The organism is Parageobacillus sp. VR-IP (genome assembly GCF_013357975.1).
GTDB lineage: Bacteria > Bacillota > Bacilli > Bacillales > Anoxybacillaceae > Saccharococcus > Saccharococcus caldoxylosilyticus.
Genome location: NZ_JABVYQ010000004.1, coordinates 363,533 through 377,827 on the forward strand (window position 1 = coordinate 363,533; position 14,295 = coordinate 377,827).

Annotated in this window: 17 protein-coding genes; 14 read left to right on the forward strand and 3 right to left on the reverse strand. The window is 44.1% G+C overall.

Annotation, left to right across the window (positions count from 1 at the left end; genetic code table 11):
• Nucleotides 1–213: 213 nt before the first annotated feature.
• The 8 genes from HT574_RS12435 to HT574_RS12470 are packed head-to-tail and all read left to right on the forward strand — an operon-like array spanning nucleotide 214 to nucleotide 5,273.
• Entirely contained in the window at nucleotides 214–729 is a 516-nt protein-coding gene (locus HT574_RS12435) for a YqeG family HAD IIIA-type phosphatase (RefSeq protein ID WP_175244840.1), read from the forward strand.
• The gene (yqeH, locus tag HT574_RS12440; protein ID WP_017435602.1) at nucleotides 729–1,835 is read left to right on the forward strand and encodes a ribosome biogenesis GTPase YqeH; all 1,107 of its coding nucleotides are present in this window, start codon (nucleotides 729–731) and stop codon (nucleotides 1,833–1,835) included. Before HT574_RS12435 ends, yqeH begins: the two co-directional genes overlap by 1 nt.
• A 36-nt stretch (nucleotides 1,836–1,871) precedes the next feature.
• The gene (gene aroE / locus HT574_RS12445) at nucleotides 1,872–2,705 is read left to right on the forward strand and encodes a shikimate dehydrogenase (protein WP_081160182.1); all 834 of its coding nucleotides are present in this window, start codon (nucleotides 1,872–1,874) and stop codon (nucleotides 2,703–2,705) included.
• Nucleotides 2,706–2,709: 4 nt separating this feature from the next.
• The gene (yhbY, locus tag HT574_RS12450) at nucleotides 2,710–3,003 is read left to right on the forward strand and encodes a ribosome assembly RNA-binding protein YhbY (protein WP_175244841.1); all 294 of its coding nucleotides are present in this window, start codon (nucleotides 2,710–2,712) and stop codon (nucleotides 3,001–3,003) included.
• Nucleotides 3,004–3,042: 39 nt separating this feature from the next.
• Entirely contained in the window at nucleotides 3,043–3,633 is a 591-nt protein-coding gene (locus tag HT574_RS12455) for a nicotinate-nucleotide adenylyltransferase (RefSeq protein ID WP_017435605.1), read from the forward strand.
• The gene (gene yqeK / locus HT574_RS12460) at nucleotides 3,602–4,180 is read left to right on the forward strand and encodes a bis(5'-nucleosyl)-tetraphosphatase (symmetrical) YqeK (protein ID WP_175244842.1); all 579 of its coding nucleotides are present in this window, start codon (nucleotides 3,602–3,604) and stop codon (nucleotides 4,178–4,180) included. Before HT574_RS12455 ends, yqeK begins: the two co-directional genes overlap by 32 nt.
• Nucleotides 4,177–4,533: a ribosome silencing factor gene (rsfS, locus tag HT574_RS12465; protein WP_175244843.1), complete on the forward strand. Its 357-nt coding sequence runs from the start codon at nucleotides 4,177–4,179 to the stop codon at nucleotides 4,531–4,533. The genes yqeK and rsfS overlap by 4 nt, the downstream gene beginning before the upstream one ends.
• The gene (locus HT574_RS12470) at nucleotides 4,530–5,273 is read left to right on the forward strand and encodes a class I SAM-dependent DNA methyltransferase (protein WP_175244844.1); all 744 of its coding nucleotides are present in this window, start codon (nucleotides 4,530–4,532) and stop codon (nucleotides 5,271–5,273) included. The genes rsfS and HT574_RS12470 overlap by 4 nt, the downstream gene beginning before the upstream one ends.
• 187 nt (nucleotides 5,274–5,460) lie before the next feature.
• On the opposite strand, the gene comER is transcribed toward HT574_RS12470, so the two are convergent.
• Complete coding sequence (gene comER / locus HT574_RS12475; RefSeq protein WP_017435609.1) at nucleotides 5,461–6,282, reverse strand: late competence protein ComER; 822 nt, start codon at nucleotides 6,280–6,282, stop codon at nucleotides 5,461–5,463.
• Nucleotides 6,283–6,380: 98 nt separating this feature from the next.
• Here comER and HT574_RS12480 point away from each other — a divergent pair, with 98 nt between their 5' ends.
• From HT574_RS12480 to HT574_RS12490, 3 genes are all read left to right on the forward strand, one after another.
• Nucleotides 6,381–6,986 (forward strand): helix-hairpin-helix domain-containing protein, encoded by a 606-nt coding sequence (locus tag HT574_RS12480; RefSeq protein WP_175244845.1) that lies wholly within the window; start codon nucleotides 6,381–6,383, stop codon nucleotides 6,984–6,986.
• 104 nt (nucleotides 6,987–7,090) lie between these two features.
• Nucleotides 7,091–7,546 carry a ComE operon protein 2 gene (locus HT574_RS12485; RefSeq protein ID WP_017435611.1) on the forward strand — a complete coding sequence of 152 codons (456 nt, stop codon included), beginning with the start codon at nucleotides 7,091–7,093 and terminating at the stop codon, nucleotides 7,544–7,546.
• 34 nt (nucleotides 7,547–7,580) lie between these two features.
• Nucleotides 7,581–9,866 (forward strand): DNA internalization-related competence protein ComEC/Rec2, encoded by a 2,286-nt coding sequence (locus HT574_RS12490; RefSeq protein WP_175244846.1) that lies wholly within the window; start codon nucleotides 7,581–7,583, stop codon nucleotides 9,864–9,866.
• A 46-nt stretch (nucleotides 9,867–9,912) separates the two neighbouring features.
• On the opposite strand, the gene HT574_RS12495 is transcribed toward HT574_RS12490, so the two are convergent.
• Nucleotides 9,913–10,047 carry a YqzM family protein gene (locus HT574_RS12495; RefSeq protein WP_017435613.1) on the reverse strand — a complete coding sequence of 45 codons (135 nt, stop codon included), beginning with the start codon at nucleotides 10,045–10,047 and terminating at the stop codon, nucleotides 9,913–9,915.
• A gap of 286 nt (nucleotides 10,048–10,333) precedes the next feature.
• Between HT574_RS12495 and holA the strand changes: the two genes are divergently transcribed.
• Complete coding sequence (holA, locus tag HT574_RS12500) at nucleotides 10,334–11,368, forward strand: DNA polymerase III subunit delta (RefSeq protein ID WP_175244847.1); 1,035 nt, start codon at nucleotides 10,334–10,336, stop codon at nucleotides 11,366–11,368.
• Between the two features lie 48 nt (nucleotides 11,369–11,416).
• Here the strand turns inward: holA and rpsT are convergent, their stop codons facing one another.
• Nucleotides 11,417–11,686: a 30S ribosomal protein S20 gene (gene rpsT, locus HT574_RS12505; RefSeq protein ID WP_042406317.1), complete on the reverse strand. Its 270-nt coding sequence runs from the start codon at nucleotides 11,684–11,686 to the stop codon at nucleotides 11,417–11,419.
• Between the two features lie 207 nt (nucleotides 11,687–11,893).
• Between rpsT and gpr the strand changes: the two genes are divergently transcribed.
• Together gpr and spoIIP are read left to right on the forward strand one after the other, a co-directional pair.
• On the forward strand, nucleotides 11,894–13,012 hold the full coding sequence (gene gpr / locus HT574_RS12510) for a GPR endopeptidase (protein WP_175244848.1): 1,119 nt from the start codon (nucleotides 11,894–11,896) through the stop codon (nucleotides 13,010–13,012).
• Nucleotides 13,013–13,089: 77 nt separating this feature from the next.
• The gene (gene spoIIP / locus HT574_RS12515; RefSeq protein WP_175244849.1) at nucleotides 13,090–14,289 is read left to right on the forward strand and encodes a stage II sporulation protein P; all 1,200 of its coding nucleotides are present in this window, start codon (nucleotides 13,090–13,092) and stop codon (nucleotides 14,287–14,289) included.
• Nucleotides 14,290–14,295 lie beyond the last annotated feature (6 nt).

The following is a 14,295-nucleotide window of genomic DNA, read 5'->3' on the forward strand; positions in this document are numbered from 1 at the left end:
ACATGTGGAAAACATGTTTATAAGATTGTAAAAGCATGATAATTAGCTTGTGAATGATGTGGGTAAAACTTATCCACATTTTTGTGGATAAGGGATTTTGTCGAAAAAATTTTTTTCTGTGTATATATTTGTCAAAGTTTGTTTTGAAAGGTACACAAAAATTATGTATGATGAGGAAAGGCAAAGAAAAGGCCAAAAGGTAAGGTGATTGGTGTGTTTCATTATTTTTTGCCAAATCAGTTTGTCAAACGCGTATTGGATATCACCCCTAGCGAGTTAAAAGAGAAAGGGATTAAAGGGATCATTACCGATTTGGATAATACGCTTGTCGAATGGGATCGGCCGTGCGCTACTCCAGAGCTAACAGAGTGGTTTGAAAAGATGAAGCGGGAAGGCATTAAGGTGATGATTGTATCGAATAATAACAAAAGGCGGGTGCAATCTTTTGCGGAACCGCTTGGAATTCCCTTTATTTTTGAAGCCCGAAAGCCGCTGACGCGTGCCTTTCAAAAGGCATTAGCGACGATGCAATTGCGCAAAGAGGAAGTGGTTGTGATTGGCGATCAATTGCTGACAGATGTATTTGGCGGCAATCGTTTGGGGTTAAATACAATTTTGGTCGTTCCTGTCGCGCAGACAGACGGACTGTGGACCCGATTTAATCGCAAGATAGAACGGAAAATTTTAAATATAATGCGTAAAAAAGGGATGGTTTACTGGGAGGAATGATGGTGGAACAACAAATTCGTTGCATTGGTTGCGGAGCAGTCATCCAATCGGAGGATCAAACAAAGCCTGGATATGCCCCGGAGAGTGCGCTAGAGAAAGAAGAAGTCATTTGTCAGCGTTGTTTTCGTTTGAAACATTATAATGAAGTACAAGATGTTTCTCTGACTGATGATGATTTTTTAAAAATTTTGCACCGTATCGGACAATCGGACGCACTAATCGTTAAAATCGTCGATATTTTTGACTTTAATGGAAGCTGGCTTCCAGGTTTGCATCGATTTGCAGTCAATAATCCGATCTTGCTTGTTGGTAATAAAGTAGATTTACTTCCGAAATCCGTGAAATACCCGAAGCTGATTCACTGGATGAAGCAGTCGGCAAACGACCTCGGTTTAAGACCGGTTGATATTTGTTTAGTGAGCGCGGTGAAAGGAATCGGAATGGCGAAAGTGATGGAAGCCATCGAGAAATACCGGTTCGGCAAAGATGTGTATGTCGTTGGCTGCACGAATGTCGGGAAATCGACGTTTATTAACCGGATTATTCAAGAAGTCACAGGCAAAGGCAATGTCATTACTACTTCTTATTTTCCGGGAACAACGTTAGATATGATCGAAATTCCATTAGAGGATGGAGCTACGCTTTACGATACGCCGGGAATTATTAACCATCACCAGATGGCGCACTTTGTGGATAAAAAAGATTTAAAAACCATTACGCCAAAGCGGGAAATCCATCCTCGGGTATATCAGTTAAATGAACAGCAAACGTTATTTTTCGGCGGCCTTGCCCGGCTTGACTACACCAAAGGAGGACGTCGGCCTTTCGTCTGTTACTTTTCCAATGAATTACTGATTCATCGGACAAAGTTAGAAAAAGCAGATGCATTATATGCCAGTCAATTAGGCGAGCTTCTTTCGCCGCCAAACAAACATTATGCCGCGGAATTTCCGCCACTAGAGGCGCATGCATTTACCATCAAAGAACGAAAAACCGATATCGTATTTTCCGGGCTTGGCTGGGTAACTTGCCATGATCCAGGAGCGCAAGTGATTGCCTATGCCCCAAAAGGAGTCGACATTTTCATCAGAAAATCATTGATTTAGTGGACTGTGTAAGCATCATAAACGGGAGGGGAGAAAATGGAAAAACTATACGCGCTGTTTGGCTGTCCGGTTCATCATTCTTTGTCGCCGCTTATGCATAACGATGCGTTTCGTCATATGAACATCGCCGCCCACTATCATGCTTTTCATGTAGAACCGGAATACTTGAAGGATGCTGTCGCCGGGGTGAGGGCTCTCGGGATTGCCGGGTTAAATGTAACGATCCCTCACAAAACAGCTGTCATGCCGTTGCTCGATGATATCGATGCAGAGGCGCGCCGCATCGGTGCTGTGAACACGATCGTCAATGAAAATGGACGCTTAATCGGTTATAATACAGATGGCCCTGGATATGTCCGGGCGCTCGAAGAAGAAACAAACGTCGAAATTAAGGACAAGCGCATCTTGCTCATCGGCGCCGGTGGAGCGGCAAGAGGAATTTATTTTTCGCTTATCGATCGCGGGGCAAAACAGATCGATATTTGCAACCGCACGGTACCCAAAGCAAAACAGCTTATTGAGGAAGGCGATGCTGCAGTTTCATCAGCCGCTTATTCTCTAAATGAAGCGGAACAACGTTTAGGGGAATATGATATTGTGATTAATACAACGTCGGTCGGCATGTATCCAAACATGGAAGAAATACCGCTATCGCTTGCCAACCTGAAAGAAGGAACGATTGTTTCCGACATTATTTATAATCCGCTAGAAACAAAATGGTTAAAGGAAGCACGGGAGCGCAATGCCATTGTGCAAAACGGCGTCGGTATGTTTATTTATCAAGGAGCGCTGGCGTTTGAAAAGTGGACAGGAATATTTCCGGATGTAGAGCGGATGAAAAAAATTGTGATGGAACAGCTTAGGAGGTAACCTAATGTTAACAGGAAAACAAAAGCGGTTTTTGCGGGCGAAAGCTCATCATTTGAAACCGATATTCCAAGTTGGAAAAGGCGGAGTAAACGAAAATATGATTAAACAAATTGTTGATGCGCTGGAAGCGCGCGAGCTGATTAAAGTAAGCGTGCTGCAAAACTGCGAAGAAGATCGCCATGTTGTCGCCGATCAGCTTGCACAAGGGGCGGGAGCGGAACTTGTACAAGTAATTGGGAATACAATTGTATTGTATAAAGAATCAAAAGAAAACAAGCAAATTGTGTTACCGCACTAAACAGCAAAGCCGCATATAGAGACGGCGGAGGGAAGAACGATGAGAAAAATTGGTATTTTTGGAGGGACGTTTGATCCGCCTCACTGCGGGCATTTATTAATGGCGAACGAAGTACTGCACGCCCTTCAGTTGTCGGAAATTTGGTTTATGCCAAACCGGATCCCACCTCACAAACAACATGAACAAGTGACAAGAAGTGAAGATCGTTTGCGCATGCTTGAATTAGCGATTGCCGGTCATCCGCACTTTCATATCGAAACGATCGAGCTGGAAAGAGAAGGACCTTCCTATACGTATGATACGGTGCGTCAACTTCTTTCTATGCATCCGAATGATGAATTTTATTTTATTATTGGTGCGGATATGGTTGAATATTTGCCGAACTGGTATAACATCAATGAATTAATCAAGTTAGTGACATTTGTCGGCGTCAAACGCCCTGGCTTTTCCATGGAAACAACCTATCCGATTATCGAAGTGGAAGCACCGCAGTTTTCTGTTTCTTCTTCTTTTATTCGCGAGCGGGTAAGAAACGGACAAACCATTCGCTACTTAGTACCGGAATGCGTAAGACTTTACATTGAGGAGAAGAAGTTATATGGAGCGACAAGAAGCGTTAACTATCGTTAAAAAGCAATTGACTGAACACCGCTACCAGCATACGATTGGCGTCATGGAAACAGCGATCGAGCTGGCGAAGCGGTATGGAGCTGATGTAAAAAAAGCAGAGTTGGCAGCGATTTTTCATGATTATGCCAAGTTTCGGCCAAAAGAAGAAATGAAACAAATTATTTTGGAGCAAAATATGCCAAAAGATTTGCTCTCCTATAACACCGAACTATGGCATGCGCCAGTCGGCGCCTATTTGGTGAAAACGGAAGTCGGCATTAGCGATGAAGAAATATTAAATGCGATTCGTTATCATACATCCGGCCGCGCCAATATGACGGTATTGGAAAAGGTCGTTTACCTGGCTGATTATATTGAACCTGGGCGTATATTCCCAGGGGTGGAGGAAGTCCGCGACCTTGCCAAACAAGATTTGAATAAAGCGCTAATCAGAGCAGTGCAAAACACCATTCAATTTTTATTGAAGAAAAATCAGCCTATTTACCCGGATACGATTAACACCTATAATTCTTTAATAATGGAAATAAAGGGGGAATGGGAAAAATGACGGAACAGGAACTATTGAGCTTAGTGGTTCGCGCGGCTGACGATAAAAAAGCAGAAAACATCATTGTCCTTAATATGAAAGGAATTTCCCTTGTCGCCGATTATTTTGTTATTTGTCATGGCAATTCGGAAAAACAAGTGCAGGCGATTGCGCGGGAAATAAAAGAAAAAGCGGAAGAACACCATATCCCGGTGAAACGAATCGAAGGTTTTCATGAGGCGAAATGGGTGTTGGTCGACTTAGGCGATATTGTTGTCCATGTTTTTGATAAGGAAGAACGCAGTTATTATAATTTAGAGCGTTTATGGGGAGATGCGCCGCTTGAAGATGTGGCGAGCGTGTTGCAGCAATGACATATGAGTCATCTGCTTATTGGTACGATACGTTAATGGAAGAAGCGCCGTACGATGCGTGGCAATCATTTGTGCAATATAAACTGCAGCAATATGGGCGTCGCGGTGCAGCCCGCATTCTCGATATTGGATGCGGCACCGGAGAGTTGGCGATTCGGTTGGCAAAAGCAGGATTTGCCGTTACCGGTGTCGATTTATCGGAAAATATGCTCGCGGTTGCACAAGCCAAAGCGGAAGCGCAGCAGGTAACGGTTGAATTTTTTCAGCAAAACATGACGGACCTCCAGGGATTTTCCGACTTTGACTGTGCGACGATATTTTGCGATTCCCTTAACTATTTATTAGAAGAAAGAGAAGTGCAGCAAACATTTTCTTGTATTTATAAACTGCTGCGCAAAGACGGCTTGCTGTTATTTGACGTTCATTCACCGTATAAAATGGATTGCGTTTTTCGCGATGCCTTGTTTACCAGCAATGATGAAGAAATCAGTTATATTTGGTCGTGCTACCCACTTTCCTTTTCGCATAGCGTTGAGCATGAGCTGACATTTTTTGTCCGCGGCGGCGATGGAAAATATGAGCGGTACGATGAGTTCCATCAGCAGCGCACTTACGAAGTGACTCAGTATCAACAATGGTTAATGGAAGCGGGATTTACGGTGCTGGAAATAACTGCGGACTTTACTGATGAAGCACCAACGGAAACGTCTGAACGCATTTTCTTTGTTGCACAAAAATAAAATGACGGCCGTTTCTGCAAAAGAGAACGTGCCGCGCCTGCTATTTTAGCTTTTTGGCCAAAGCCCAGAGCAGATTCCATGTCTTTATCGGGCTTTGGCCGGAAAGCTTATGATCGATGAGTGCAGTTTTCATTTTCATCCAACACTTTTTGAAGTTTAGGAAGGATTTTTTCTTTTCTTGTCGAATTTAACAACCGAATTGCTTTTTTACTTTTTCGATGTCGTCTTTAAATTTTTCATGTGTTTTATCGAATACTTCTTCAAATACCCCTTTCATTTCTTTTTCCAGTACTGCGATTCCTTCTCCAGTAATGCCTCCTTTGACGCAAACTTTTTCCTGTAGTGTCGGAAGTGTGTAAAGATTATGCTTCAGTAGCTCCCCTAGTCCGATGATCATGTCCGTTGTCAATGCCGTTGCCTGCTCTTTTGTGATTGCGGTTTTTGCAACGGCCGCATCGATAAAACGCTGCAACAAATAGCTAAAAAAGGCGGGGCCACAGCTCGCGATATCAGAAGCGATCCGAGTAATTTCATCGTCGATATAAGAAGGTGTAGAAATGTGACGGAACAGTGTTTCAATATAGTTTCGGCATTGCAAAGAGCAGCGTTTTCCAACTGTGATCAGCGTGCTGCCAGCGAACGCGCGGTTTGTAATGCTTGGAATGACACGAACAACCTGGCAAGGTACGACCGCTTCGAGCTGTTCTACGCTAATCGGGCTGGTGATGGATATGAGACAATGTTTCTTTGTCCAAAAGGAAGATAATCGTTGTAAAAGGGGGTGAATATCTAACGGTTTTACGCATAAAAATACGATTGTTGCCCGTTGCACCACTTCTTCTGCGCTGGCAACAACGCATACACCGGAATAAGTCTGCTTTATGTCTAGCGCTTTTTTCAATGTGCGGTTCGTAATAATCAGCTCATCTTCCTTGACCGCACCCGATTCGAGAAATGCCTCAATTAAAATCCTTCCCATATTTCCCGTGCCAATAACGCCAATTTTCATGCTTTGCTTCCCCCCTCCCTGGCATTACCTATATGTCTCTTCAACGATATGTATGAGCGCTTTATCTATTTTATGACTAAACGGAAAGGATGATGCCCGTGTGGGAAACGATCAAAAAATATGATAAAAGATGGTACGGCTTGCTTTTGGTGCTGTTAGCCGCCGGCACCATTATGCTGTTTAGAAATAACGAAATAGCGGAAAAAGAACAGGAGCCGATATTGGAAGTAAAACAACATGTTCCGGATGCAGTGCAGGAAAGAAAAGAGGAAACAAAGACAGTAATGGTTGATATAAAGGGAGCGGTTGTGCACCCGGGGGTGTATGAAATACGGAACACGGCGAGGGTGAATGATGTCGTCGCTTTAGCGGGAGGATTTACAAGGGAAGCAGACGAGACAAAGGTAAATTTAGCGGCGAAGGTGCATGATGAAATGATAATTTACGTGCCGGTGCGAGGAGAAACGAATGCGCCTTCCGCTGTCCCATCGCTCCAGGCGGATGATTCCAATAAAATTTATATTAATACTGCATCAGAGCAAGAAATATCCCAGCTTCCGGGGATTGGAAAAACAAAAGCGCAGGCGATTATTGCGTACCGCGAAGAGCATGGCCCTTTTCAAAAGACGGAAGATTTATTAAACGTGACAGGCATTGGCGAAAAGACGCTCGAAAAGATAAAAGAGTATATTGTTGTGCCATAACGGGCGTTGACGCGTTGCTGGCTGTGCGATTACACTAAAAATATGCCTACATGTCATATAAACATGAAAAAACCGATTTGCAATGGACAAGCGGGGGAGAAAATATGAAGCGGATTACATGGGATCAATATTTTATGGCACAAAGCCATTTGCTAGCCTTGCGCAGCACATGCACACGGCTGGCAGTGGGGGCGACGATCGTCCGTGATAAGCGGATTATTGCCGGAGGATACAACGGTTCGATCGCTGGCGGCGCCCATTGTATTGATGAGGGATGTTACGTTATTGATGGACATTGTGTTCGTACCATCCACGCGGAAATGAATGCGATTTTGCAATGCGCCAAGTTTGGCGTCCCGACAGAGGGAGCAGAAATGTATGTCACGCATTTTCCGTGCTTGCATTGCTGCAAGGCAATCATTCAAAGCGGAATTCGCGCCGTATATTATGCGAAAGATTATAAAAACCATCCATATGCGCTTGAGTTGTTTGAACAAGCGGAAGTCCACGTACAACAGGTGCCATTCGATCAAAAAATATTGTCACTTTTACAAAAATAAACAGACGGAATCATGCATAGAAAGGGGCGCAGACGTGAGGGGGAATGTTGTTTATATAGCTGTAGCCGCTATTTTTTCCATAACGGCTGCCTATGCGCGGTCTACTGTTGCTTGGCTGTTTCTCATTCTTTATGTCTTGTTTCTCTTCATCCGCAAAAGGCGCCTCTTTCTTGTTTCTGTCGTTGCGAGTTGTCTTTTTTACCTTCATTTCGTTTATGTGGATCAGCAAAATAACACGCATCTCTCGGATAACATGACGGTATTTTTGTTTCGTTTGACTGCCCCTATTACGATAGAGGGAGATCGGCTGCAGACTATCGTCAATGTGAACGGCGAGAAACTTCAGCTTGTGTATTACATAAAGTCTTCAAGGGAAAAACAATTGCTTTCGTCGCTTTTGACTCCCGGAACCATCTGTAAAGTGAAGGGAACGCTTGAGCGCCCGGCGTTGCCGCGCAACCCCAATGCGTTTCATTACCGCCGTTATTTGCGATTTCACCACATTCATTGGATTTTAACCCCACAATCCATCCTTTCACAAAACTGCCATCTTTCTTCTCCTACCATATACGAACAGCTTCTTTCTCTTCGTGAAAAAGGAATCCGGCAAATTGAAGACCATTTTCCGGCGGAAACGGTTGGCATTGTGCAGGCGCTGATATATGGAGAGCGGAAACAGCTGGATGAGGCGCTGTTAGAAGGGTATCAGAAGCTCGGCTTAATCCATTTGTTGGCCATTTCCGGGTTACATGTCACCTTGTTGGTTGGAGCGGTATTTTTTCTATTGATTCGTTTGTTCACAAGGGAAACGGCTACAATTATGCTTCTGCTTCTTCTGCCTGTATATGTCGTGTTAACCGGTTCTTCCCCTTCGGTGATTCGCGCTTGTTTGACGGCGATGCTCTTTTTAGCAGCCAATTACCGAAAGATGACATTGCCGCCCCTGGATACGTTAAGCATCGCTTTTCTCCTTATGCTTATCGCGGATCCTTATATGTTATGGGATGTCGGATTTCAATTATCGTTTACGGTGACGTTTGCCCTTATTTTATCCTCGCGAGTGATTATGTTCTGCGATTCCACATTGTGGCGCCTATTCTGGCCTGCGTTGATTGCCCAATTGAGCGCACTGCCGCTTCTTGTCTACTATTTTTTTGAAATGTCGCTATGGAGCATCATTCTTAATATGATTTTTGTGCCTCTTTATTCCTTTATTATTTTGCCGCTTTCTGTGATATCCGTTGCCGCGTGTGCAATGAATCCGCTTTTTTCCGTTCCTTTCATGTGGTTGCTGCAAAAGGTGATTGTTTGGTCGGACAAAGTTGTTCTCTTGTTTTCCTCTTCCTATCCGCTATCGCTTACGCTCGGCCGTCCTTCTTTTTTTCTGCTCATTGGCTATGTTGCGGCCATTTTGGTTGCCTTTGTGCAAATGGAGAAGCGGCGTTATTGGGGAATCGGATGGGTTGTCATCGTGATCGCGCTTCATGCGTTGAGCCCGTATATTGACCGTTATGGCGAGGTTGTTTTTTTAGATGTCGGACAAGGAGACTGCATCTATATCGAATTGCCCTATCGCAAAGCGGTGTATCTAATTGATACCAGCGGAACATTGCCGCAGCAAAGGGAAACGTGGCAACAACGAAAAAGAAAATGGGACGTGGGCAAAGATGTTGTTATTCCTTTTTTAAAATCAAACGGAGTAAGATCGCTTGATAAGCTGATTACTACACACGAAGACGTGGATCATATTGGAGCGGCAGAAGAAATCATACGTACGTTTGCCGTCAAGGAGCTGCTAGTCAGTAAGGGGGATGGAAACCATTCGCCGCTGCAGGCAAAACTCCTTCAACTTGCGCGGCAAAAACATATTCACGTGTTGAACGTGGCAAGAGGAGACCGATGGAGTGCGGGCGGAACTTCTTTTTACGTTCTCCATCCGTCTGCGACGGATGCCAAGGATAATAATAATTCCATTGTATTATATGCAAAACTTGGCGGCGTATCCTGGCTGTTTACGGGGGATATAGAAGAAGCTGGGGAAAAAGAGTTGGTTAACGTATTCCCACGGTTAAAAGCGGACGTGTTAAAAGTCGCGCACCATGGGAGCGCCACTTCGACAACAGAATTATTTTTGGACCAAATCCAGCCGAAAATAGCAGTCATTTCGGTGGGCGAACATAACCGTTACCACCATCCTTCTCCGTCCGTGATCGAACGTTTGCAGAAAAGAAATACGCTTATTTTGCGGACGGATCAGCATGGTGCGGTGCGCTATACTTATGTAAAAAACCACGGAACCTTTTCTGTCATGTTGCCATAACATATAGTACGAAAAAGAAAAGAGACTGCTTATGTAAGCAATCTCTTTACGATCCGAAAAATTTAATTAATGTGGCAATAATGAACATCGTTGCAAAAAAGCCGAATGAAACGATAAAACCAACAGCAGAGTCAACGGCGTCATTGCGTTTGCTTTGTACGTCTTTTTCAAATACGTTCATCCTTTTACCCCTCCTCGTGCAATCATCTTTAGTATAGACGAAAAAGAAAAAAAAATCTATATCCCCTTGTCCATTTCCTTTGTTAACAACAGTTGACACAAATACTTTTCTGCGCCCGGGAAAATATAAAAATAACCCGTTGACAAATAAGGTCCTAGGACTTATTTGTCAACGTTTATATAAAGGGGAGCCGGTTTTCCCGCTAACCGGTTCCCTTGTAAAAATAAGAAAAACATTGTATCTTTTCAACAGAGAAAAATTGTTGACAGAAATGGAGAAGAGAAATATGGTGGTTGACTTTTGGGGAAAAATCAAAAAAGGTCGTCTGTCTCCCCTCTATTTATTATATGGCACCGAATCGTTTTTATTAACGGAAACATATGAACTTTTGCTTCGCACCGCATTAGCCGAAGAGGAACGGGAATGGAATGCATCGGTGTACGATTGCGAAGAGACTCCGGTGCAAACGGCGTTGGAAGACGCAGAAACGTTTCCGTTTTTTGGAGAGAAACGCGTCATTCTCATTAAAAACCCTTACTTTTTTACAGCGGAGAAGGAAAAAGAAGTGGAGCATGACTTAAAAAAATTAGAATCGTACATATTGTCACCTTCTTCTTTTTCGATCGTCATTTTCGCGGGTCCGTATGAAAAATTGGACGAGCGTAAAAAAATAACGAAATTAATAAAGGAACATGCCGAGGTTTTAGTGGCCGCCCCGCTTGCAGAAAAAGAACTGCGCGCATGGGTCGCGGAGAGAGTAAAACAGGACAATGTAACGATAGAGGAAAATGCCATTGATACTTTGTTAAAGCTAGCGGGAACGAATTTAACAACGCTTGCCAACGAGTTAGACAAGCTTGCTTTGTTTGTCGGATCGGGAGGAACGATCCAGCAAGAGACGGTGGAAATGCTCGTTTCCCGCACATTAGAGCAAAACGTGTTCGTATTAGTGGAAAAAGTGACGAAGCGGCAAATCGCCGAGGCGCTGCAGGTGTTTTACGATTTGCTCGAAAATAACGAGGAGCCGCTGAAAATTTTGGCGCTCCTTGCCAGTCAATTCCGCCTTTTATATCAAGTAAAATGGCTGATGTCGAGAGGATATGGTCAGCAGCAAATCGCTTCTATTTTGAAAGTGCATCCGTTTCGCGTTAAGCTGGCGATGGGACAAGCGGCGCTGTTTTCCGAACAAGAGCTGGCGGCGGCTGTAAGGCAGATTGCCGAAGCGGACTATGAGATGAAAAGCGGGGCGATGGATCGGCAGCTGGTAATGGAGCTGCTACTGATGCGCTGGAATGAAGGAATGTTCACTAAAGCCGAATAATTATATTTTGCCGATATAAAAAACGACCTGCCATCAGGTCGTTTTTTATTAGGATGCGATAATGCTGTTTAGCTTTTTCGCTAGACGGGATTTTTGCCGGCTAGCTGTATTTTTATGAATGAGGCCTTTGCTTGCCGCTTTGTCTAGCTTTTTGGAAGCAATAATGAATGCTTCTTGGGCCTTTTCTACATCTTTTAATTCAACCAACGCTTCAAATTTTTTGATCGCTGTACGCATTGCCGATTTCATCGAAGCGTTGTGAGCACGGCGTTTTTCACTTGTTTTTGCACGTTTAATAGCCGATTTAATATTTGCCACGTTCTTTCACCTCCGTCATCTGCCATCTCTGTTCTTATATTATTTCCGTATTAAAGAACAGTAAGAACAAGTGTTATTCTATCAAACGAGGTCTAATTATGCAAGATCATTCAAGCAAAAATGCTTTACTGATGGTGCAAAAAACGAATGAGAAGTGTAAAAAACGGCGACACTAAAAGAAAAACGATATGTTTTAGGAGGAACGATATGGATCAGTCAGTGGATTTAAGCATGTATTCGGTGCGGACAGATTTAGCGATCGAAGCTCATGAAATCGCCGTAGAGGAACGCCTGCAACAGAAGAAAGAAAGCGCCTCCCCGATTGAAGGCGTCATGATTCGCGACCGCGAAATAGATGGGGTTAAGCTGTCGTATGTACAAGTGACGGAAGAAGGATCAAAATCGATTGGAAAAAAGCCAGGAAATTATTTGACGATTGAGGCGCAGGGGATTCGCGAACATAATACGGAGCTGCAGCAGAAAGTGCAAGAAATATTCGCCAAGGAGTTAAGCCAATTTTTGCAGCGATTGCACATTGGCAAAAAAGCGAGCTGCCTTGTTGTTGGCTTGGGCAATTCGAACGTAACACCGGATGCGTTAGGGCCGTTGACGGTGGAAAATTTGCTGATTACAAGGCATCTATTTCATCTTGAGCCCGAAAGCGTCGAAGAAGGGTTTCGTCCGGTAAGCGCAATTGCTCCGGGGGTAATGGGAACAACAGGGATTGAAACAAGCGATATTATCGATGGGGTTGTCAAAAAAACAAATCCAGATTTTATCATTGTGGTTGATGCTTTAGCGTCCCGTTCAATCGAACGGGTCAATGCAACGATTCAAATTTCCGACACAGGAATTCATCCAGGCTCGGGGGTGGGAAATAAACGAAAGGAATTAAGCAAAGAAACGTTAGGGATTCCTGTTATTTCCATTGGGGTGCCGACCGTGGTCGATGCGGTATCGATTACAAGTGATACAATTGATTTTATTTTGAAGCATTTTGGCAGAGAAATGCGTGAAGGAAACCGGCCGTCTAGCGCCCTTGCTCCAGCAGGATGGACATTTGGCAAGAAAAAGAAGCTGGCAGAAGAGGACATGCCGTCGCCGGAGCAGCGTTCGACATTTCTTGGCATGATCGGCACGCTTGAGGAAGAGGAAAAGCGCCGCTTGATTTATGAAGTGCTTGCCCCGCTTGGCCATAATTTAATGGTGACGCCAAAAGAAGTCGATATGTTTATTGGCGATATGGCCAATTTATTAGCAAGCGGGCTTAATGCTGCATTGCATGAGCAAATTGATCAACATAATACTGGTTCCTACACCCATTAATAGAGAAAAAAGAAGTTCTATCTTTTCCAGCTTGGCCATACGTTAAATTAGTAGACAAGCTGGGAAAGGGTGAAAACATGAAAAAGTGGCGTTCTCCGCACATGATCGTTGCCGTTCCGGGAGCCAGCCTTAAAAAAATCATGATTTTAGCGGTATTGGGTTGCATGATGGTATTTACGCTGGTAGGAGCGATTACATCATTAAACCCTGAATACCGAATTTCTTCTTCGTCCGTGAATTACGTAACGAATCATTTTCCGAATGAGACATTTGTCCGCTTATTTAGTTTTGAAAACCATTATTTTTCGCAAATGCTGCCAAAGGAGCGGCAGCAGGTGAGTTATTCGGCCATGTTGTTTCGCATGGCAACAAGCGTGAATCCGGACGACCCGCGCAGCTTGCTCGGCAGCGAGCTTCCGGGATTTGCTTTATATGACAGCAAAATTATCGTTGCCGGAGAAGGAACGGACTACACCAACATGCCGTACGAATCTGCCCCGCCGCTTGAGGTGATGCTTGCAGAACGGCAAGCTTCCCTCGAAGACCTAGAGAAGGCAGATCAAAAACATGAGGAGAAGCAAGTTCCCCCACCAACGCAAACGACAGGCGGCAGAAGGGTTGTATATATTTACCATACACATACACGTGAATCATACTTACCTGCCTTAAAAGGAGTGACAGATCCTGATTTAGCATTCCATCGGACGGTAAATGTGACAAAAGTGGGAGAAAAATTGGCGGAAGAATTAGAAAAACGCGGTATTGGAGCGGAAGTAAGCGAGGTGGATATTGAGGCGGAACTGCAAAAAAAAGGAATGAAATATTATCAAGCTTATGATATGTCGAGAAAAACCGTCGTCGAAGCAATGGGCAGAAACCACGATTTGCAATATTTCATCGATATTCATCGCGATTCGCGCAGGCGAAAATACACAACCGTCACGATTAATGGCGTCGATTATGCGCGCGTTGCTTTTATTATCGGCGGCGAAAACGCGAAGTATGAAAAAAATTTGCAGCTTGCTACACAGCTTCATCAATTGCTGCAAAAGAAATATCCTGGGCTGAGCCGCGGGGTGATCGAAAAAAAAGGAGCCGGGACGAACGGAAAATTTAATCAAGATTTATCGCAAAATGCGATTTTAATTGAAGTCGGTGGAGTGGATAATACCTTTGAAGAGCTGTTTCGGTCCGTATCCGCGCTTGCCGATGCGTTTAGCGAGTATTATTGGCAGGCGCAAAAAGTTCAGGCACCCGCACCGGCAGAAAAACGATAAAGGAGC